Annotated in this window: 18 protein-coding genes; 14 read left to right on the plus strand and 4 right to left on the minus strand. The window is 51.8% G+C overall.

Going from position 1 to position 19,805, the window contains the following annotated elements:
- Nucleotides 1–14 precede the first annotated feature (14 nt).
- Complete coding sequence (locus tag HFE64_05145) at nucleotides 15–854, plus strand: TIM barrel protein (protein ID MCI8632851.1); 840 nt, start codon at nucleotides 15–17, stop codon at nucleotides 852–854.
- Nucleotides 851–1,816, plus strand: coding sequence for a sugar phosphate isomerase/epimerase (locus tag HFE64_05150; GenBank protein ID MCI8632852.1), 966 nt, complete (start codon nucleotides 851–853; stop codon nucleotides 1,814–1,816). Before HFE64_05145 ends, HFE64_05150 begins: the two co-directional genes overlap by 4 nt.
- Nucleotides 1,817–1,914: 98 nt before the next feature.
- Here HFE64_05150 and HFE64_05155 read toward each other — a convergent pair whose 3' ends face one another.
- Nucleotides 1,915–5,049, minus strand: coding sequence for an isoleucine--tRNA ligase (locus tag HFE64_05155; protein ID MCI8632853.1), 3,135 nt, complete (start codon nucleotides 5,047–5,049; stop codon nucleotides 1,915–1,917).
- 504 nt (nucleotides 5,050–5,553) lie between these two features.
- Between HFE64_05155 and HFE64_05160 the strand changes: the two genes are divergently transcribed.
- The 6 genes from HFE64_05160 (at nucleotide 5,554) to HFE64_05185 (ending at nucleotide 11,098) form a co-directional block, all read left to right on the plus strand.
- Nucleotides 5,554–6,210: a response regulator transcription factor gene (locus tag HFE64_05160; GenBank protein MCI8632854.1), complete on the plus strand. Its 657-nt coding sequence runs from the start codon at nucleotides 5,554–5,556 to the stop codon at nucleotides 6,208–6,210.
- Nucleotide 6,211: 1 nt separating this feature from the next.
- The gene (locus HFE64_05165) at nucleotides 6,212–7,597 is read left to right on the plus strand and encodes a HAMP domain-containing histidine kinase (protein MCI8632855.1); all 1,386 of its coding nucleotides are present in this window, start codon (nucleotides 6,212–6,214) and stop codon (nucleotides 7,595–7,597) included.
- A 71-nt stretch (nucleotides 7,598–7,668) separates the two neighbouring features.
- A complete protein-coding gene (locus HFE64_05170) occupies nucleotides 7,669–8,874 on the plus strand; it encodes a hypothetical protein (GenBank protein ID MCI8632856.1) in 1,206 nt (401 codons plus the stop codon).
- 74 nt (nucleotides 8,875–8,948) lie between these two features.
- On the plus strand, nucleotides 8,949–9,569 hold the full coding sequence (locus HFE64_05175; GenBank protein ID MCI8632857.1) for a hypothetical protein: 621 nt from the start codon (nucleotides 8,949–8,951) through the stop codon (nucleotides 9,567–9,569).
- Entirely contained in the window at nucleotides 9,562–10,467 is a 906-nt protein-coding gene (locus tag HFE64_05180) for a hypothetical protein (protein ID MCI8632858.1), read from the plus strand. Before HFE64_05175 ends, HFE64_05180 begins: the two co-directional genes overlap by 8 nt.
- Nucleotides 10,460–11,098, plus strand: a complete 639-nt coding sequence (locus HFE64_05185; protein MCI8632859.1) for an ATP-binding cassette domain-containing protein — start codon at nucleotides 10,460–10,462, stop codon at nucleotides 11,096–11,098. The genes HFE64_05180 and HFE64_05185 overlap by 8 nt, the downstream gene beginning before the upstream one ends.
- Before the next feature lie 382 nt (nucleotides 11,099–11,480).
- On the opposite strand, the gene HFE64_05190 is transcribed toward HFE64_05185, so the two are convergent.
- From HFE64_05190 to HFE64_05200, 3 genes are all read right to left on the minus strand, one after another.
- A complete protein-coding gene (locus HFE64_05190) occupies nucleotides 11,481–12,392 on the minus strand; it encodes a CehA/McbA family metallohydrolase (protein MCI8632860.1) in 912 nt (303 codons plus the stop codon).
- 64 nt (nucleotides 12,393–12,456) lie between these two features.
- Nucleotides 12,457–13,095 carry a hypothetical protein gene (locus tag HFE64_05195; protein ID MCI8632861.1) on the minus strand — a complete coding sequence of 213 codons (639 nt, stop codon included), beginning with the start codon at nucleotides 13,093–13,095 and terminating at the stop codon, nucleotides 12,457–12,459.
- Nucleotides 13,096–13,100: 5 nt separating this feature from the next.
- Nucleotides 13,101–14,642: an extracellular solute-binding protein gene (locus HFE64_05200; GenBank protein ID MCI8632862.1), complete on the minus strand. Its 1,542-nt coding sequence runs from the start codon at nucleotides 14,640–14,642 to the stop codon at nucleotides 13,101–13,103.
- Nucleotides 14,643–14,796: 154 nt separating this feature from the next.
- On the opposite strand from HFE64_05200, the gene HFE64_05205 reads away from it, so the two are divergent.
- The 6 genes from HFE64_05205 to HFE64_05230 are packed head-to-tail and all read left to right on the plus strand — an operon-like array spanning nucleotide 14,797 to nucleotide 19,720.
- Nucleotides 14,797–15,450, plus strand: a complete 654-nt coding sequence (locus HFE64_05205; GenBank protein ID MCI8632863.1) for a Crp/Fnr family transcriptional regulator — start codon at nucleotides 14,797–14,799, stop codon at nucleotides 15,448–15,450.
- A 4-nt stretch (nucleotides 15,451–15,454) separates the two neighbouring features.
- Nucleotides 15,455–16,504: an ABC transporter substrate-binding protein gene (locus tag HFE64_05210; protein MCI8632864.1), complete on the plus strand. Its 1,050-nt coding sequence runs from the start codon at nucleotides 15,455–15,457 to the stop codon at nucleotides 16,502–16,504.
- Nucleotides 16,505–16,511: 7 nt separating this feature from the next.
- Nucleotides 16,512–17,267, plus strand: coding sequence for an ABC transporter permease subunit (locus HFE64_05215; GenBank protein MCI8632865.1), 756 nt, complete (start codon nucleotides 16,512–16,514; stop codon nucleotides 17,265–17,267).
- Nucleotides 17,257–17,847, plus strand: a complete 591-nt coding sequence (locus tag HFE64_05220) for an ABC transporter ATP-binding protein (GenBank protein MCI8632866.1) — start codon at nucleotides 17,257–17,259, stop codon at nucleotides 17,845–17,847. The genes HFE64_05215 and HFE64_05220 overlap by 11 nt, the downstream gene beginning before the upstream one ends.
- Nucleotides 17,844–18,827, plus strand: coding sequence for a radical SAM protein (locus tag HFE64_05225; GenBank protein ID MCI8632867.1), 984 nt, complete (start codon nucleotides 17,844–17,846; stop codon nucleotides 18,825–18,827). Before HFE64_05220 ends, HFE64_05225 begins: the two co-directional genes overlap by 4 nt.
- Nucleotides 18,827–19,720 carry a helix-turn-helix transcriptional regulator gene (locus HFE64_05230; protein MCI8632868.1) on the plus strand — a complete coding sequence of 298 codons (894 nt, stop codon included), beginning with the start codon at nucleotides 18,827–18,829 and terminating at the stop codon, nucleotides 19,718–19,720. The genes HFE64_05225 and HFE64_05230 overlap by 1 nt, the downstream gene beginning before the upstream one ends.
- Nucleotides 19,721–19,805: the final 85 nt, after the last annotated feature.

Below are 19,805 nucleotides of genomic sequence, written 5' to 3' on the forward strand. Positions count from 1 at the left end.
TGCATGGAGGGAAAATGGAAAAGGTATATTTGCAGACCTATTCGCTGGGGAATGCGATGCGGGAGGATTTTCGCGGCTCATTGAAAAAGGTGGCGGAGATAGGATATGCCGGCGTAGAATTTGCCGGCGGCTATGGCGGCATGGAGGCCGGTGAGCTAAAAAGCTATTTAGCGCAGCTGGGCTTAGAGCCGATCTCCAGCCATGTAGGCTTGGATCAGATCGAAGAGCATATTCCCTATCTGGCAGAGCTGGGCGCTTCGTATATTATCTGCCCGGGAACGCCCCTTACTTCTATGGAAGAGGTGCTGGAAAAGGCAAAGGAGATGAACCGGCTGGGCAAGCTGGCAAAGCAGGCGGGCCTACGATTTGGCTATCATAATCATACGCCGGAATTTGCCCTGCTAAACGGCCGCTATGTGCTGGACATTTTAATGGAAAATACCGATCCGGAGCTGGTGATGTTTCAGCTGGATGCAGGATGGGCGACCTGCGCCGGCATCAATGTGCCGGCCTATATCGAGGCGCATTCCGGCCGCATTGGGCTGATCCATGTGAAGGAAACCAACAAGGTAATTGGCGTGCAGAAGCCGCGCGATTTTTCTCAATTTGAAAAGGATGCAGACGGCCGGCCCATTTTGCCGCAGAGCGTTTTGGAGGAGATGGCGGCGATTAAAAGGACGGATTGTCCTACTGGCGAGGGTATTGTGGACTGGCAGTTGGTCTGCGATACAGCTTCGGCGCACGGCGCCAAGGCGTTCATCGTGGAACGGGAATATGATTACAAGGGCGATGATATCTTTGGCTGCGTGGCCGAGGATCTGGCCTATATGAAAACAATCAGGAGGATAGTATGAAGCTAGGTGTATTAACAGTACCGTTATATGATTTATCTTTGGAGGAGACCTTAAAGTACTTGCATGGGCTGGGCGTACAGGCTGTAGAGCTTGGCTGTGGCGGCTCGCCGGGCAAGAAGCATCTGGATCCGGATGTATATCTGAACCATCCGGAAAAGATTGCCGAAGTGAAGGAGCTTCTGAAGAAGTACGAGATCGAGATTTGCGCGCTGAGCGCGCATGGAAATGGCGTGCATCCTAATCCCGAGGTGGCTGCGCAGGCGACAAAGGATTTTGAGAATGCGGTGCTGTTGGCAGAGCAGCTGGGAGTGGACACGGTGGTGACGTTTTCCGGCTGTCCGGGGGACAGCCCCACTGCGCAGTATCCCAACTGGGTGGTGTGCCCGTGGCCGGATGATTTTCTGACGATTTTGGAGTATCAGTGGAATGAGGTGCTGATTCCGTATTGGAAGAAGGAAGTGGAGTTTGTACGCGCGCATGGCGTGAAGCATGTGGCGTTTGAGATGCATCCGGGCTTTTGCGTGTATAATCCGGAGACCTGCCTGCGGCTGCGTGAGGCTGTGGGGCCGGAGCTGGGCGCGAATTTTGATCCGAGCCATCTGGTATGGCAGGGCATGGATCCGGTGGCGGCCATCAAGGAGCTGAAGGGGGCGATCTATCACTTCCATGCAAAGGATACGCGGATTGATCCGTATAACACGGCGAAAAACGGCGTGCTGGACACCAAGCATTACGGACAGATTGCAGAGCGCTCGTGGGTGTTCCGTACGGTGGGCTATGGCCATGATACGCAGTACTGGCGGGAAATGGTGACGGCGCTTAAAACGGCAGGCTATGACGGCGTGCTGAGCATTGAGCATGAGGATAGCCTGATGAGTATCCGCGAGGGTCTGGAAAAGGCGGTAGCGGTGCTGAAGGAAGTACTGATTTTTGAAAACGCCGGCGAGATGTGGTGGGCATAAGCCTGTTTGCCGGTCAAAGGGAAGATATGAAATTAAAAACATCCTGTCGCGAAGCATTCGCGGCAGGATGTTTTTCAGTTTATAGCTGATTCATTTATTTAACTAAGCTTTTTTACGCCAAAGATCACTGTCTCGCCGTTGATATCCCACTCTTTAGTATAGAAGGAAGCATCGGCATCGGCCTGAACTGCGTCGCAGAGCGTTTCGCTCTGGATCTCGGCCGCGTGCGCCAGCACGATCTCTGTGATTTTAGCATTGGCGCCGTAGGCGAAGACGATGTGATCCATCACTTCAAAATCCGCCTCTTTGCGCATGGTCTGGATTTTGCTGACGATCTCGCGCACAAAGCCCTCTTCGATCAGAGCAGGTGTCAGATTGGTATCGAGCGCAACCGTGAGAGCGCCTTGCGTCTCAGCCACAAAGCCGGGCACCTGCGCCGTCTCCATCAGCACGTCTTCTTCATACAGTTCCACGGCCGTGCCGTTAAACTCAAAGCGGAGCGGCTCGCCGGCAGCTAGCGTATCGTGAGCGCTGCGTCCGTCGATCTCAGCCAGAGCCTGACGAATCTGCCCTAATACTTTGCCATATTTCGGACCGACTGTGCGCAGCTGCGGCTTGAAACTGTAGCTGATAAACTGCGCAGCATCCTGTGTGAACACCACTTCCTTCACGTTCAGCTCATCCTCGATGATCTCCTGATAGAAAGCATCCAGCGCTGCAGGGGCCTGTACAAACATTTTGCCCACGGGCTGACGGTTCTTGATATTAGAGGTGTTGCGGCAGGCCCGGCCCAGCGTGATGATCTGCAGGACCTCCTCCATTTTCTGCTCCAGCTCCGCATCGATCAGCGCCGGATCAGCCACCGGATAAGCACACAGATGCACGCTCACGGGAGCAGACGCATCTACGCTGCAAACAAGGTTGCGGTAAATATCTTCTGCCATAAACGGGATCATGGGTGCCGCCAGCTTTACAAAGGTCACCAGAGCGGTATACAGCGTCATATAGGCGTTGATCTTATCCTGCTCCATGCCCTTAGCCCAGTAGCGGGAGCGGCCGCGGCGCACATACCAGTTACTCAGATCATCCACAAAGGCCTGCAGCGCGCGCGCTGCTTCCGGGATCTGATAGGTGCCAAGGCGTCCGTCTACCTCTTGGATCAGGGAATTCAGCTTAGAAAGCAGCCATTTGTCCATTACCGAAAGCGTATTGTAGTCCAGCGTATGCTGTGTAGGATCAAAGCCATCGATCTCTGCATACAGCACATAGAAGGCATAGGTGTTCCACAGCGGACGCAGGAACTTGCGCTGTCCCTCGACAACCGCCTTGCTGTGGAAGCGGTTCGGCAGCCATGGTGCAGAGTTGATATAGAAATACCAGCGAATCGCATCGGCGCCGTACTGCTGCAGCGCCTCCATGGGCTCTACGGCATTGCCTTTGGATTTAGACATCTTCTGGCCGTTTTCATCCTGCACATGTCCCAGAACAATAACATTTTTATAGGGCGGCTGATTAAATAAAAGCGTGGACTCCGCCAGCAGCGAATAGAACCATCCGCGTGTCTGATCGACTGCCTCCGAAATAAAGTCGGCCGGGAACTGCTGCTTAAAGGCCTCCTCATTTTCAAACGGATAATGATGCTGGGCGAAGGGCATAGCGCCGCTGTCAAACCAGCAATCGATGACCTCTGGCACACGCTTCATCGCTTTCCCGCACTGCGGGCAGCGGATGGTAATCTCATCAATATAGGGACGGTGCAGCTCCACGCCGCCCTCCGGATAATTGTCGCTCATCTCGGCCAGCTCCTGGCGGCTGCCGATCGCATGGCGGTGGCCGCATTCGCATTCCCAGATGTTGAGCGGCGTGCCCCAGTAACGGTTACGCGAAATGCCCCAGTCCTGAATGTTTTCAAGCCAGTCGCCGAAACGGCCCTTGCCGATGGTCTCGGGGATCCAGTTGATCTGATTGTTGTTGCGGATCAGATCGTCCTTTACAGCCGTCATCTTGATAAACCACGACTCGCGCGCGTAGTAAATGAGCGGTGTGTCGCAGCGCCAGCAGTGGGGGTAGCTGTGCTCAAACTTGGGCGCGGCAAACAGCAGGCCGCGGTCCTCCAGATCCTGCAGCACCATGGGATCAGCCTTCTTGCAGAAAACGCCATTCCACGGCGTTTCCTCGGTGAGCTCGCCCTTGCCGTTTACCAGCTGCACAAACGGCAGATCGTATACGCGGCCCACCTGTGCGTCATCCTCACCAAAGGCCGGCGCAATATGCACCACGCCCGTACCGTCGGTCAGCGTGACATAATCGGCGCAGGTCACATAATGCGCCTTTTTATGCTGCCGCTCGCAGATTGGCTTCACAAACTCATACAGCGGCTCATATTCCTTAAATTCGAGATCCTTTCCGGTGTAGCGCTCCAGCACCTCGGCGTCCTCGCCCAGCACTGCAGCAACCAGCGCCTCCGCCATGTAATACACATAGCCTCCGCTCTGCACCTTCACATAAGTCTGCGCCGGATTCACGCACAGCGCCACGTTAGACGGCAGCGTCCACGGCGTGGTCGTCCAGGCCAGGAAGTAAGCATCCTCGCCCACCACCTTAAACCGCACAATGGCAGAGCGCTCCTTCACATCCTTGTAGCCCTGCGCCACCTCATGGCTCGAAAGCGGCGTACCGCAGCGCGGGCAGTACGGCACGATCTTAAAGCCCTTGTACAGCAGGCCGCGGTCATAGATCTGCTTCAGCGCCCACCATTCCGACTCAATATAATCATCCGTATACGTCACGTAGGGGTGCTCCATGTCAGCCCAAAAGCCAACTGTACCGGAAAAATCCTCCCACATGCCCTTATACTTCCACACGCTCTCCTTGCACTTTTGGATAAACGGCGCCAGGCCATATTCCTCGATCTGCTCCTTGCCGTCCAGGCCCAGCTCCTTCTCAATCTCCAGCTCCACCGGCAGGCCATGCGTATCCCAGCCGGCCTTACGCGGCACCATATAACCCTTCATCGTGCGGTAGCGCGGAATCATATCCTTGATGACACGCGTCAGCACATGGCCGATATGCGGCTTGCCATTCGCCGTCGGCGGGCCGTCATAAAACGTAAATACCGGATGCCCCTCCTGCTCGGCAATGCTCTTCTCAAAAATCTGCTCCTTCTTCCAGAAGCCAAGCACCTTTTGCTCCCTCTCCGTAAAATTCATATCGGGAGATACCTTCTGATACATGCTACTCCTCCTTTATGCTCTATATACGTACTTTGTACGTATGCGCAAAAGCGCATAAATTGTTGATGGCATTTGCCTTCATCCGGGCGGTCCAGCGGCAAAATAAAAACCCTGCAGGCCAAAAAACCTGCAGGGACGATTACAATCGGTATTCGTGGTACCACCCTGATTACTTCTCTCAGCTTCCATCAAAGCCTTCGCCGATAACGGGGCTAACCGTGCGCCCATACTAGCCGCAACGCGGCATTTCGCAGCGCGGCGTTCCGAGCGAAGCTCCGGAGTGATTCGACCTTAGCCCTTTTGCCGTCTCGCACCCGCCGGCGGCTCTCTGAAAAAAGAGGATAAGGAGCTGTCTCCATCGTCGCTTCTGTCAGGTATTGTAACAAGGAAAATTCGGCTTGTCAAGGGCGAAAGCACGGATTTTAACATCGGTTTATTGTTTTTATCTGCCCCAGCGTATATAATAAAGCATGATAGAGCACAAACAGAAAGGACGATTGCCGTATGGAACATATTTTAGTTGTAGAGGATGATCCATCGATATCCGATCTATTATCGATGAATCTTTCTGTCGCAGGGTATGGCTGCGATGTAGCAGGCGATGGAAAGCAAGCACTGACAATGATCAATGAAGGCTCTTATGATTTAGCCATACTGGATATTATGATCCCGGAGATCGATGGCTTTGCGCTATATGAATATATGAAAGCAAAACAGATTCCGGTGATATATCTTTCAGCGAAAGATGATATTCAAAGTAAAGTAAAGGGATTAAAAATGGGGGCTGAGGATTATCTTACGAAGCCCTTTGAGGTGCTCGAGCTGTTGGTGCGGGTAGAAAAGGTGCTCAGGCGCAGCGCGCGCGCACAGGATAGTTATCAAATCGATGGCGTTGCCATTCATGAAAAGGAGCATATGGTTTTGCGGGATGGGTGCCCGGTAGAGCTGAAGCCGATGGAGTATTCTCTCTTGCTCATGCTCGTAAAGCATCCCAATATGGTATTTTCAAGGGAGCAGCTGCTGCAGGAGGTATGGGGAGATCAGTATTTTGGCGAGACGCGTACCGTAGATAACCACATCGCGATCCTGCGCAAAAAGCTGAATTGGAGCGAAAAGATCATCACCGTACACCGGGTTGGCTACAAATTAGAGGTGAAATAAAATGCGTTTAAGAGGAAAAATAATGGCCATCTGCATGGCTGCGGTGCTCCTTGTGATGAGCCTAGGCTTTTTCGTTATTTTACAGATACAGGAGAGGTCGCTGCGGGAAGCCGATGAAAAAAATGTGCAGAAATCACTGGCAATTTATTGCTCCAATGTGATCTCTGCCAGCAGTACAGGAGGCGCCGATATGAGGGATACCACCCTGCGCAGCGTGGCTGCCTATTATTTTTCTGCGTATGCGCGCCTTGTCCAAACAGAAAATGTTTTTTATTCCCTTGTCTGCGACGGAAAATATCTGTATGATATGTCTCCCTATGATCCCTATGCCGTATTTGAGGATTCAGAGGAAGAGGGAGAGAGTATCAAGCGGATCCGCATGGGGGAGGATGCGGTGATCGTGGGGCGCTACTCCTTTGAACTTTTGGGTCAGAAGTTTGAAGCATACATGAGTATGAACGTCAGTGAAACGGAAAATAAAATCAGCGGGCTGCGCATGCTGTGCATCACGGTACTTCTGCTTGGCTGCATCATCATGGCAGCGATACTGGCCCTGCTGGTGCGGCATATTCTGTCGCCGATAGAAAAGCTGACGGAAAACGCCGTATCGATATCCAAAGGCGAGTATCATCTGCGGACAAATTATGAAAGCAACGATGAGATCGGCATCTTATCGACGGCCTTTGACGAGATGTCCGCAGCGATTGAAGAAAAGATAACGCATCTGGATACAGAGCTGCAGAAAAGGCAGCTGCTGCTGGGCGCGCTATCCCATGAAATGAGAACGCCCATGACGGCTATTATCGGATATGCAGACAGTCTGATGCGCATGCCGCTCAGCGATGCGCAGAAAAATGAGTGCGCAAAGAAAATATATGACGCCGGAAAGCATACCGAGCGCCTGGCGCAAAAAATGATGGAGCTGATTGGATTATCTGACGCCGGACAGATAGAGAAGAGCACATTGGATGCTGCTGAATTTGCAGAGGAGCTAAAGGCTATGGTCCCTCCTCAGGTTAAAATTGACTGCAAAGTGCAAAGCCTATACGGAGATAAAACATTACTGCTCAGTATGGTAGCCAATTTAGTGGAGAATGCGGTAAGGGCATCTGACGATAGTCCAGAGGTTGAAGTCCTGATCACAGAAAATCAAAATAGGATACAGTTTATCATTTCAGACCGGGGCTGCGGCATTGCGCCTGAGCAGATTTCGCTCCTTACAGAACCGTTTTACCGGGTGGATAAGGCGCGCTCCAGAAAGAAAGGCGGCGCTGGCCTTGGCCTCGCCATCTGTAAAAAGATATGTGAGCAGCACGGAGGCACACTTTCGATAGAGAGCGAGATAGGCCGGGGGACCACGGTAACAGCCAGTATTATTACAATTTGATGACACTTTACATACAACTTGAGTAGGACTTAGTATACTCAAGTTGTTATACTATAGGGGAGGTGATGAAAATGAAAAAAAGGATACTGGCCGTGGTACTTTTGTTTTTGCTCGTTTTAAGCGGCTGCAGTCAGGAGCAGGCAGCAGAATCTCCCCGCCAAAGCACATATGGAACGACATGGATTGCTGAGAGTATGGAAGTGCCTGAGCATTATGTGTTTGAAAATGTATCCGAGTCTGGGAAAACTAAGGTCGTGGTGGATGCCGATATTATTGTTCCGCAGGTTTATGGGGCCAACATCATAGAAGCAGTTCCGGTTGTGTTTTCAGAGGAAGAAATCCGCACATTCATCAAACAGCACACGGGTCATTTTGAATGGATGAATGCCCAAACCGGTAAAGCCTATTCGGGCGAAGGTCTTATAAAAGAGAATTTGGAGGGAAATCTATTCGGGTTTGAGTCCTATTCGATGCTGCTTAATAATCTGGAAGAGTTTAAGCAGGGAGGCGCCTATCGGGAAATCTATGTTAATTTCTGGCTCGACAAAAAAACAGGTGCAATTGCCTATACGCCTGTTTTATCCTATACCAACAGCCCACAAGAACCGGAGATCAGCAGTATTGTACCGTTAAATGAACAGAACATGGCCAATGACTGTACAATCAGTCTGGAGGAGGCCATCCGGTTTGCCGATGCAGAGGCAAAGCTCATTTCACCTGATTTTACTCTTTTTCAATATGGTCAGCTAGAAAAGGTCAATGAAAATAACGCGCAATACTACGGGTTCAAATATACGCGGGAACTAAATGGCATTCCGGTCAATGCAGATATCGCCCGCGGGGTGGGGGATGGCTCTGCGTATACCGCAGGGACGGAGAGCATTTGGATCTCGGTTAATGATGCTGGGGTTTGCTGGCTTCAGTATAGGAATCCCACACAAAGGGGCGAGGTTGTTGCAGAAAATGCTGCGCTGCTTCCGTTTAAAGACATCCAGGATATTTTTGAAAAAGTGTCGATGCTGAGCATCCAGCATCTGGAGCTCTATGATACCTTAGTGGAAAATGTCATGGACATCAGAGAGATTCGGTTTGGCTATATGGCGGTCAAACAATCAGAAAGCATCGGCGGATACCGCTATATTCCCGTATGGGATTTTTATGGGGTAGACTGGCCCCTTTATGAAAACGCTACATTTTATCCTGAGGACTTTAATGAACCGGTATTTACCATTAACGCCATAGATGGAACGGTCATAGACCGGAATATGGGGTATTAACCATGAAGGCAGTCCTTTCAGAGAGCATTCGGCTGCTCAGAAACAGATGGTTTTATCTTTCCGCCATATTTACGGTGCTGGTATTGTGGATGGATTTGTGCCCCCATATGGACATGCTGCAAGGCAGCAAAAAAGACGAAATCGTATATTTGCTCGCAGATATTTTGAGCGGAAAAGGCAATCTTCTATCGCTTCCACTGCTTTCAGTCCTACCCTGTGCCGCCGGTGTCTGTCAGGAAGTGAATACGGGAGTAGCAAGATACGCCATCTTTTATGGAGGCTATCGGCGCTATGTGCTTAGCAAGGTGACAGCACTCCTATTGTCTGCTCTTCTATCACAGTTCATTGGCGTTACCATCTTTAGCGGTACAGTATCATGGATAACAGGCTTTTTTGCTTTAGCGCCGGCGCCCCTTATCATGCAGCGCCTGCTGCTTGCGTCCTGCTTTGCCATGCTGGGGCATATCAGCGCGCTTTTAACAGGGGATGCGGTCTCCGCTTATGTGATGCCTCTTGTCTTTGTTTTTACGCTGTCGATGTTTCGGTCGCGCTTTTTCTTTGGTGCCGCCTATATGGATCCGAAAATGTGGCTATCCGCGAAAGGACTGGCGATACCGCTTGTATTTACAGCGTTTTTACTGCTGACAGCGCTGTCTTTGCTGCTGACAGCATGGGAGGTGCGAAGGCATGCTTAAAATCAGTCAAATTTATAGCTGCGCTGTGTGGAATGTATACAGCATCCGTAAAAATCCGCGCATTTTTTGCGGTTTTCTGCTGGGGCTTTGTCTGTGCTTTTTTCTGATGCAGCGCATCATAGAGTGTTCGACCATGTTTGACACCAATATTCAGCTATTTGAATTGTTTATCTGGTGCTTTGCCGATGCAGACAGCATTCTGTTCGTTTCGCTGGCAGTGCTTCTTTTCCTTTTTCAGATTCCGCGCTTGGATACGCCTGCGTATTATCTGATCTTTAGAAAGGGGAGAGCGAATTGGCTTCTAGGACAGGTGTTGACGTCTGTCATCATCAGCCTTGTCTATACGCTGTTTCTTTTGGGCGCGTCAATGCTGTTTACCCTGCATAGTGGTCATGTTTTGGGGAGCAATCAATGGAGTGATACGGCAACGATTCTCAGCTTTGCTCCGGAAAATTTTGAGGTAGCGCTTACGGTGGTGAGAAAAACGATTAAGTTAACAACGCCGTATCCCTGTGCGGCCACCATCTTTTCTTTAATGGCACAGTATATTTTATTTTTAACGCTGCTCAATCTGTTTTTTTCAATCCGGCTTGGGAAAAAAGCGGGTATTGCAGCGGTTATCGCTGTCAGCCTATACGCTTATTTGTTAAATCCGCAAAAGCTGACTATGTTGCTGCACATACCGGAGGAAGTGCAATATATTGCCAATGTGCTGGCGGCATGGATTTCACCTTTAAATCATGCGACTTATGCACTGCACAGTTTTGGGTATGGCAATTTCCCCAGTATTGGGCAGTCCCATATGGTTCTGGGAGGGATGAATCTTGCATTGCTGCTTGGTTCCTATTTTAGCATTTCCCATACAGAGCACATCTTTTTAGGAGGTTCTCATGAATAAGGCGGTAGAAGTAAAAGCACTTTCAAAATCCTTTGGCAAGGAGACCGTGCTGAAAGACGTCAATATATCCTTTGAAGCGGGGAAAATTCACGGCATTATCGGACGCAATGGTTCGGGAAAAACGGTTTTGATGAAATGCATTTTAGGATTTTTAAAGCCGACTTCAGGAAGCGTTCAGGTCTTCGGAAAAACAATTGGAAAAGAGGTGGATTTTGCACCCGATACCGGCATGATGATTGAAACACCTGCTTTTATTCAGGCGGAAAGCGGCAGCAATAATCTGAAATGGCTTTTGAGCTTAAAAGGCAAAAAGGATATTGACGTTCTTTCTTATATGGCCATGGTTGGCCTTGATGGAACATCCAAAAAGCATGTTGGAAAATACTCATTAGGGATGAGGCAGCGCCTTGGCATAGCGCAGGCTATCATGGAAAGTCCAAGGCTTCTGATTTTGGATGAACCTCTGAATGCGCTGGATAACAAAGGCGCTGCGGACATGCGCGAATTATTGATTACACTTAAAGAGCAGGGGGTGACAATCCTGCTGTCTTCCCATAATCCCCTCGATATTTCGGCGCTGTGCGATACCGTGTGTGAAATGGACAGAGGCGTATTAAAAGCTGTGAAATGATTAACGGACTGCTATCCATGACGGATAGCGGTCCGTTTTGATGTGCGATAGGGTATTCAGCTTTGTATAGCAAAAATTTGAAATTAGCTGAAAAAATTCAGCTGGCTCTGGTGGAAAAGGCGGCTCATGGCGGAAAATTCCCCGTCATGAGCCGCCTCTGAAGAGCATATGGTGGAAAAAATTCCACCAAGCATGGCGTAAAAAATCAGAATCGCGTAAAAACTTCAGCTATATTTTCGATTTCAGCCATCATTGGTGCAAAAGGTCATCAATCGCATCATTGGTGGAAAAAGTCATCAACGGCATCATTGGTGCAAACGACTACCAACGGCATCAGCAATGCAAGCAGTCATCAATCGCATCATTAGCACCAGCGGCATCATCAAAGAAAAATCGGGTTCGTCCAGGCGCGGCGCCCTTCGGCATCCACAACGCTCACGCGAATATAGTCATACTGGCCGCGCAGATCCAGCTCAGCATGCGTCAGGCCATCGCCCGTCTGCATGCGTGTGGGATGGCGCTCCGAGATAAACTGAATGCGGCTACAGGGCTCACAGCAGATATGAGCGATGCCGTCCTCCACATAAAAATCGTGAATCACAGGGCCGCAGGAGGAATAAAACGCCCCCTCAGAAAGCGCCTTCAAAATGGCCGGCACATGATTTTCCGCATTCACCATGACCCAGCCGTGGCAGTGCTCCTCCATGCAGTGACCGTCATCGGTAGCAATGCCGAAAATGCGCTGTCCCTGCCCTAGCAGTTCATCCCAGTAGGGCGCATTATAATCCATCTCATTGCCCATCACGCAGCCAGTGTTCCAGATCTCCATCGCAAAGTTGCCGCGCAGCTGATCAAAATAGCGCGCCGGCGTGCCGCTCCACTCAGGGTGGCAGTACACCGTCAGGTTGCCGTTTTCATGCAGCCAGTCAAGATAAGGCTGGTATTCCTGCTGATTCGTCGCCTGGCCGCTTTCAAAGGTCTGATCCTGCGTAAAGCCATTTCGCTCATCATCATAGCCGAGGCATACCGTATGAAAGCAGCGAAAGCCATGGCCATTTTCAAAGGTAGCGTCAAACTCCATGCCGGGCACGATGGTAATGTTTGTTTCCGGCGCATAGTTTTTAAAATTGTAGCAGCGATGGTCAGTCAGTGCCATGAAGTCATAGCCGTTCTGCACATGAAAACGAATCGTCTCCTCCGGCGTAGTCTTACTGTCAGAACGTGTGGTATGGCAGTGCAGCGCGCCCTTCAGCATGGGCCGCGCTTCATGAAAAGCAGCTTGTCGAATGATCATATCAGAGCTCTCCTTTGTTTTAAATTGCAGGGATTATATATCAGGCAGGGGGCAAAGTCAACCCCTATTTCACCTTATTTTGCGGATACGAATCAACGATCATTACCGCCGTTTTCATCCACTGCTGCAGCGTGCTAAACTCCGAGAGACTCTCTAAGCTGCGGATCTTCTCGCTTGCCAGATACTGCGGCTCATACCGGCCGTCCTGCCAGCGAAACTGAAAGCGCTCATAGCCCATCAGGCGCTCCATGCGCATGCTACGGTCGAGCAGAAGGCTAAAGCTTCCGTCCGCCTCTGGGCACAGATAGAGCGCCATGCGTGAGTCCGTATTTCCAAAAATGCGGATGCGGCGCTGCCAGAGGCTCTGCAGCTCGCCGCTAGGCGCAAGCGCAGTCACCTCCAATTTGGCAATGGTATGCGCCTGATCGTCCCATTGGAAGGTCAGCAGTTCGTTTTGGCCGTCCGCTGTCAGGTCGGCAAAGCAGAAGCGCACGTCTTGGTTTGCGCGCTGCGCGGCAGCAAGAAGACGCTGCTCATCGGTTGTCAGATCGTCCTGAGAGCCCTTGATGCCGTCCGGAAAGGATTGAAAGGTGCTGTAGTGGCGGTACCAGGGGGCCTCGTGATCTAGAAAATAGCGGATGATGAGCATGCTGGCGGCGATGAAGAGGACGGTTAAAAAGAGGGCGGTGTATACCTTTTTCATGGGCTTTACTCCTTAAATGCAGCGAGATAGCTGTTTAGCGCGTCCAGCGCCTGCTGGTAGCAGGTTTCAAGGTCGGCGCCGTCGGTGATATAGGGCTCCATGGAGCGGAAAATGATGTCGTACACGGGCCAGTTGGGCAGAGTCACGCCTTCGATGTGGTCGATGATATCCAGGATCTGAGCCTTAGTCTGCAGCGAAAGCGGCTTTTGGATATAATCGGGCTCTGAGGCCTCGTACGCCTCTTCGAAATCTTCAAAATCTTCAAAATAGCCCTGGGTCTGGCGGATCTGATACTCGGTCTGCGTGAGTTCGGTGAGAAGCTGCTCGGTGACGGAGCGGTTGACGGAAAGCTCATAATGCATAAAATAGGGCTGATCCAAGCAGTATTTTAAAAATTCATACGCCTCCTGCGGATGGGCGGTGCTCTGCAGTACGCCGCCGAAGGTAGTGATCATAGCAGTATAGCGCGAGGGATCCTGCAAAGAAGGGATGGGGCAGAGCGCGAAGGTCTGCTGCACATCGCGGTAGCGGGATTCGTAGTAGGCAGCCTGAGCAGCGAAGGAGTGAGGATAGGTGTTGTGGCAGCTGCCGCCCTCGATAAAGGCGAAGGTGTGCTCATAAATGGAATCAAACCGAAGCGCACGGCCGTATCGCTCATCATGCCATGTGTTGGCGAGCCAGAAGTCCGGAGCATTCAGCAGGCTTTGGAAATCCCGGGCCTCCTGCTTGGCGAAGGCCTTGTAAAAACGGGCAAGCGAGGAGTAAAAGTCAGCGTCTAAATGAATGGCCTGATTTTCATAGTCGAGAATGTCTGCGCGGGAGGCAGAGAGCAGAATCAGGACAGGGATCTCGGTAAGAGGAGAGATGAACTGAGCCAGCACCTCCTGATTGACATAGGGATCCTGCAGGCCTTCTGCGCAGTGCGTGAGCTGATTCAGCCACTCCGGCAGTGTGCTATCAGAAAGGCTTACGGCGTACTGCCGCAGATTTTCCTGCGAGGTCATGAGCGTGTTGAGATTGAAGGTAAGCGGAAGCAAAAGCTGCTCGCTGTGATACAGGCCGCCCTGCAGGAGACTCGGGTAATAATCGCCGCTGCCATACAGCTCGTCCTGATCGGCATAAGGCTTTAGATCGAGAAAAAGCCCGGCCTCCAGCAGCGCGTAGACATCATCATTATTTAAGGCATCCTCAATGATCACATCTGGCAGCGTGCCGGAGCGCTGATCCTGCCAAAGCTGCTGGTTTAGGTCCTCTGAAAAGTCAAAATAGCGGATGGTTAGGTCGATAGGGTGCGAGGCCTCGTAGGAACGAAGTATCTGATCATAGCGGTAGCTCTCCTCGCCGAAAGCAGTTTGCAGCCCCATGAATTCCCCCAGCGCATAATCGGTATAAGGATAAGAAGCGTCGCCGTGCATGCGAGGCGCGACCATGTAGACAGTAAGGGAAGGTCCAGAATCGGATCCGCTGTCCTCCTGTGGCTGGGAGGTGCAGGAGGTGGCCTGCAAAAGAAGTGAAAGAGTTAAAATATAAAGAAAGAATTTTTTCAAGCCAATACCTCCTTTACATAATCTAATGATTGGATATCCAAACTATAGCAAATGCACAAAGGCTTGTCAATTCATAAAATCAGTGCTTGACAAAGAGCATGGTTTTGCCTATAATATATACGAAAGTGTATCAAATGAGACAGATAGGAGCGCTATGGAATCTCCAGCAAAATTTTCAAAGTCCCATGAACAGGTGTTAGCAGGCTGCTTTCTCTTTCGCTCGCTCACGAGCGCGCAGCGCGAAGCCGTCTATGCCCGTCTCAGAGTGGAGGATTTCCACAAAGGGCAGGTCATTTACAGCCAGCATTATTTTGAGCGGTCCCTGGGCATTTTGCTCGAGGGAGAGGCCGCCGTGCAGAAAGAGAGCGGCGCGCTGCTCAATCTCCTGCAGAGCGGCAGCTGCTTCGGCGTCGCGGCGCTGTTTGCGCCGGCCGAAGAGTATGTCACCACCATCACGGCACGCAAGGCGTGCAAAGCGGCGTTTATCTCCGGAGAAACACTGGCAGAGTTGTTTCGGCAGTATCCTGACATGGCGATGGCCTACATCACGTTTTTGTCAGGCCGGATTCAGTTTTTGAATCAGAAGATCGACAGCTTTGCGGCGTCCTCGGCGGAGGATGCGGTGTACCGGTGGCTGCTGGCGCATCAGGACGAAGCGGGCAGGGTCAAGGTCGGCGGTGGGTTTGCGCGCCTGGCGCGGGAGCTGAATATTGGCCGGGCCAGTCTGTACCGCAGTCTAACGCAGCTGGAGCAGGCGGGACGGATTGTGAAGCATGGGGCAGAAATAGAGCTCTTAGGAAAGGAATAGTCATATGAAAAAAGTACTTGCATGGGTGATGGCTGCGGCGCTGATGATGTCGCTGGCCGCGTGTACCAGTCAGAAGCCGGAGGATTCGCAGGCGGATTCAAAGCCGGAGTCGCAGACGAGCGCAGAGACGGATTCTTCAACGACGATCGGAAAACCGGAGGATGTGAAGATTGCGGCGCTGAAGGGGCCGACGGCGATGGGCATGCTGCAGCTGATGGAGCTGTCGGAGCAGCATTTGACGCCGGATACCTATCAGTTTACGCTGGCCGGCTCGCCGGATGAGATCCTGGGCAGCATCATTCAGGGCGATTTTGACATTGCGGCAGTGCCGACCAATGTGGCGGCTACGCTGTATAATAAGACGCAGGGAGAGGTGCAGATTGCGGCCATCAATACGCTGGGCGTGCTGTACTGCATTGAAAACGGCGATACGATCTACAGCGTGGAGGACCTGCGCGGGAAGACGATCTATAATCTGGGCAAGGGTGCGACGCCGGAGTTTGCGCTGAATTTCCTGCTGGAAAAGAACGGTCTGAATCCGGAGACGGATGTGGATGTGGTGTATAAGACAGAGAGCACCGAGGTGGCCAGCCTGCTGCAGAGCGGCGAGGCCAGCATTGCGCTGCTGCCGCAGCCCTTTGTGACAAGCGTGCTGGCGCAGAATGAGAATCTGCGCGTGGCGCTGGATTTCACAGAGGAATGGAATCAGGTGGGTGATGGCAGCACGCTGACGATGGGCTGCATCGTGGTGCAGAAAAAGTTTGCCGAGGAGCATCCGGAGGCGCTGGAGCGCTTTTTAGAAGCCTATGAGGACTCGGTCGAGTTTACGAATGACACGAAGACGCTGGAGACGGCGGCGCAGTACGCGGAGAAGTTTGGCGTGCTGAAGGCGGCTGTTGCGGCAAAAGCTATCCCGCAGTGCAACATTGTCTTTGAAGACGGCGAGGATATGAAACGGATTGCCGGCGGCTTCCTGCAGGTGATGTTTGAGGCAGACCCGGCCTCTGTTGGTGGCGCTGTGCCGGATGATGCATTTTATTATGATGCGGATTGATACGAAAATGAAAAAGGCGCTTAGCGCAGCAGGCGTGGCCGCATTTTGGCTGCTTGTCTGGCAGCTGGCGTATTACGGAGTAGGGAGAGAGCTGCTGCTGGCCTCTCCCGTCTCTGTATTTAAGCGGCTTACTGAGCTTGTGAGGCAGGCTGGATTTTGGCAGATCATTCTAAGCTCCTTCTGCCGGATCATGGGCGGCTTTTTGCTGGGCCTGCTGCTGGGAACGGCGCTGGGCGTGCTGACAGCCAAATGGAGCCTGGCCTACCGCATTCTGCAGCTGCCGATGAATATCATCAAGGCGACGCCGGTGGCCTCATTTGTCATTTTGGCGCTGGTGTGGATCAGCGGGAAAAACCTTTCTGTTTTTATTGCTTTTCTGATGGTGCTGCCCATGGTGTGGAGCAGTGTCGATCAGGGGCTGAAGAGCGCCGACGGGCAGCTTTTGGAAGCGGCCAGGACATACCGCCTCAGCCGCCTGCAGACAGCGCATGCCGTTTATATTCCGGCGGTCATGCCTTACTTTCTTTCCGTGTGCCGGGTGGCCATGGGATTTGCGTGGAAGGCCGGCATCGCCGGTGAGGTTATTGCCATTCCCAAGAATGCCATCGGTACGCAGCTTTATGACGCCAAGATTTACTTAGAGACCGTCGATCTATTTGCCTGGACGGTCGTGATTATCGTGCTATCGGTGCTGATCGAAAAGCTTTTCACAAAGGGCGTAGCATGGATTGCCAGAAAGTGGGGGGCGCACAATGAAAATTGAAGTGAAAAACCTCTCCTTTTCCTATGGAGAGCAGACCGTGCTGCAAAAAGTCAGCTTTACGCTCACCAGCGAGCAGCCGGTCGTACTGCTCGGCAGCTCCGGACAGGGCAAGACAACACTGCTGCGGCTATTGGCCGGGCTTCTTACGCCGCAGGGCGGCCAAATCAGCGGTATCACTGCCAGCACGCGGATTGCCGTGATGTTTCAGGAGGATCGTCTGTTTCCACAGCTGAGCGTATGGAAGAATTTAAAATTGGTCCGTCCCGATGTGACGCAGCAGCAGGCAGCTGCATTGTTGACGGAGCTGGATCTGGGAGAGACGGTGCTGGGGCAGCTGCCGCGGGAGCTTTCGGGAGGAATGCGCCGCCGGGTCGCGCTGGCCAGAGCGCTTTTGTTTGAAGCGGATTTAGTGCTCATGGATGAGCCGTTTCAGGGGCTTGATGCCAATACGCGTGCGGACGTATTGAAGGCAGTGCGCAAATGGACAGAGGGTCGGCCGCTGCTGTTGATTTCCCACGAGCCGAGCGATGCCGAGGCGCTGGGAGCTAAAATAATGACGCTACAGGAGATTGAATCATGACAAAGCAGGAAATTATGGAAGTATTTCAGCTGCCGCGCGCAGAGTATGAGGCCGCAATCAGGCCGCGTGCGTTTGAGGTGCTGAAACGTGAAAAGCGGGGAGTCAGTCCCGTTGCCATGCTGGGCTACAGCAATGTATGTAAAAATCAGTGCTTATACTGTGGAATGAGGGCGGGCAATGCCAAGCTGCCGCGGTATCGCTTCCAAGAGGAGCAGATTGCAGGCTCGATTCATTCTGCATTTGCTATGGGGCTGCGCCGATTGTTTTTAATTTCGGGCGAGGATCCTAAATATCCGTTTGAAACACTGCTGCGCATAATTGAACAGGCAAAACAGATGGGCTTTGTCAGGGTGAGCCTTGGAGCAGGCGAGTTTTCCAAGACGCAGTATGAGGAGCTTAAGGCGGCCGGGCTTGATGAATATGTGATGAAGTTTGAAATGTCCCATAAGGACACTTTTGAAAGAATGAACCCGTCCACCACGTTTGAAAAAAGGAATCAAGGGATTCGCTGGATTCAGGAGGCAGGGCTCGATCTCGGCTCCGGCAATATCGTCGATTATCCGGGGCAGACGCTGGAGGAGCTGGCGGATGATATTTTGCTGATGCAGGAGCTTTCCATCAGCTGGGCGCCGAATATTCCCTATATGCCGGCCATCGGCACGCCGCTGGCTACGCAGGAGGATGGTACGCCCAGTCCGCGCGGTAGCATTGATAAGATGCAGCGGGAGATTTCATTGGTGCGGCTTCTGTTGCCGCAGTGCGACATCACTGCACAGCAGCCGGGCGAAGATATCCGTAACGGTCTTTCTGATCAGCAAGGAAATGCAGAGGCAGTGCGTGCCGGCGGCAATGTGCTGTTTGTCGATCTGCTTCCGGCCGCTCAGGCAGGAAATTTTCATGTGATCGATCATAGAGTGATCGCCGGACTGGATCATGTGAAGGAGATCGCGCAGATGACGGGGCTGGAGCTCATCTGCTGATGAAGGATATCTATGAAATTCATGTGAAGGAAAATAGCGGAGAAGAGATTCTGGAGGGGATGACCCCTGATTTTCCTTACACAAGCTCGAGGGCCTTTCTGGATCATTACACTGTATTCTGGCACTGGCATAAAGCGGTAGAGCTGTTTTATATGGAAAGCGGGACGCTCGAATACGATACGCCGCAGGGCAAGCATGTCTTTCCGCCCGGATCGGGAGGGCTTGTCAATACGGGCGTTCTGCATAGCTCCCGGCCGAAGAAGGGATGTAAGCATACGGTTCAGAAGCTGCATATTTTTGATGCGGCTTTTCTGTTTGGTGATGTAAATGGACGGATTTATCAAAAATATTTTGCGCCCATCCTTACGGCGCCGCAAATTGAGATGATTTCTCTTGATCCGCAAGATCCGCAGCAGCAGAGGATCCTGCAGAAAATTAAAAGCTCCTTTTTAATTTCAAACGAAGCAGAGGGCTATGAGATCAAACTCAGAGAAGCGCTTACTGATATCTGGCTGGATATGAGCGCTCTGGCACAGCCGGAAATGGGAGGACAGAGGGGGTCCAAAGAAAGCGTTAAGCAGATGATGCTTTACATTCATGATCATTACCATGAGAATATTAAAATATCAGAGGTGGCAGCGGCCGGCTTTGTCAGCGAAAGAGAATGCTATCGTTCATTTCAGGCCCTTCTGCATATGGCGCCGGGAGAGTATGTCCGCAGCTATCGGCTGCAAGCAGCGAGCCGGCTTTTGGCAGAAACGGACGAGAGTATTACTCAGATCAGCCAGCTGTGCGGCTTTGGCAGCAGCAGCTTTTTCGGGAAAAGCTTTCTTTCTTTTTTTGGCATGACACCCAGTGCGTATCGCCAGATGCGGCAGAATAATACCAATTAGAGGCGGGAAAATGATAGTCCTTCGCCATAAGCTTTGCTAAAATGAATTTGCATAAGTCATTCAATGAAATTTATTTTAGCAAGCG

It is taken from the genome of Lachnospiraceae bacterium, from assembly GCA_022794035.1.
In the GTDB taxonomy this organism is placed as follows: Bacteria; Bacillota; Clostridia; order Lachnospirales; family Bianqueaceae; genus CALWPV01.

What these genes read in the sequence shown, in the direction of transcription:
- HFE64_05170 (MCI8632856.1), top strand. Translation starts at nt 7,669, where the DNA reads ATGAAAAAAAGGATACTGGCCGTGGTACTTTTGTTTTTGCTCGTTTTA.
- HFE64_05180 (MCI8632858.1), top strand. Translation starts at nt 9,562, where the DNA reads ATGCTTAAAATCAGTCAAATTTATAGCTGCGCTGTGTGGAATGTATAC.
- HFE64_05160 (MCI8632854.1), top strand. Translation starts at nt 5,554, where the DNA reads ATGGAACATATTTTAGTTGTAGAGGATGATCCATCGATATCCGATCTA.
- HFE64_05215 (MCI8632865.1), top strand. Translation starts at nt 16,512, where the DNA reads ATGAAAAAGGCGCTTAGCGCAGCAGGCGTGGCCGCATTTTGGCTGCTT.
- HFE64_05225 (MCI8632867.1), top strand. Translation starts at nt 17,844, where the DNA reads ATGACAAAGCAGGAAATTATGGAAGTATTTCAGCTGCCGCGCGCAGAG.
- HFE64_05155 (MCI8632853.1), bottom strand. Translation starts at nt 5,049, where the DNA reads ATGTATCAGAAGGTATCTCCCGATATGAATTTTACGGAGAGGGAGCAA.
- HFE64_05220 (MCI8632866.1), top strand. Translation starts at nt 17,257, where the DNA reads ATGAAAATTGAAGTGAAAAACCTCTCCTTTTCCTATGGAGAGCAGACC.
- HFE64_05165 (MCI8632855.1), top strand. Translation starts at nt 6,212, where the DNA reads ATGCGTTTAAGAGGAAAAATAATGGCCATCTGCATGGCTGCGGTGCTC.
- HFE64_05195 (MCI8632861.1), bottom strand. Translation starts at nt 13,095, where the DNA reads ATGAAAAAGGTATACACCGCCCTCTTTTTAACCGTCCTCTTCATCGCC.
- HFE64_05150 (MCI8632852.1), top strand. Translation starts at nt 851, where the DNA reads ATGAAGCTAGGTGTATTAACAGTACCGTTATATGATTTATCTTTGGAG.
- HFE64_05210 (MCI8632864.1), top strand. Translation starts at nt 15,455, where the DNA reads ATGAAAAAAGTACTTGCATGGGTGATGGCTGCGGCGCTGATGATGTCG.
- HFE64_05185 (MCI8632859.1), top strand. Translation starts at nt 10,460, where the DNA reads ATGAATAAGGCGGTAGAAGTAAAAGCACTTTCAAAATCCTTTGGCAAG.
- HFE64_05145 (MCI8632851.1), top strand. Translation starts at nt 15, where the DNA reads ATGGAAAAGGTATATTTGCAGACCTATTCGCTGGGGAATGCGATGCGG.
- HFE64_05205 (MCI8632863.1), top strand. Translation starts at nt 14,797, where the DNA reads ATGGAATCTCCAGCAAAATTTTCAAAGTCCCATGAACAGGTGTTAGCA.
- HFE64_05190 (MCI8632860.1), bottom strand. Translation starts at nt 12,392, where the DNA reads ATGATCATTCGACAAGCTGCTTTTCATGAAGCGCGGCCCATGCTGAAG.
- HFE64_05230 (MCI8632868.1), top strand. Translation starts at nt 18,827, where the DNA reads ATGAAGGATATCTATGAAATTCATGTGAAGGAAAATAGCGGAGAAGAG.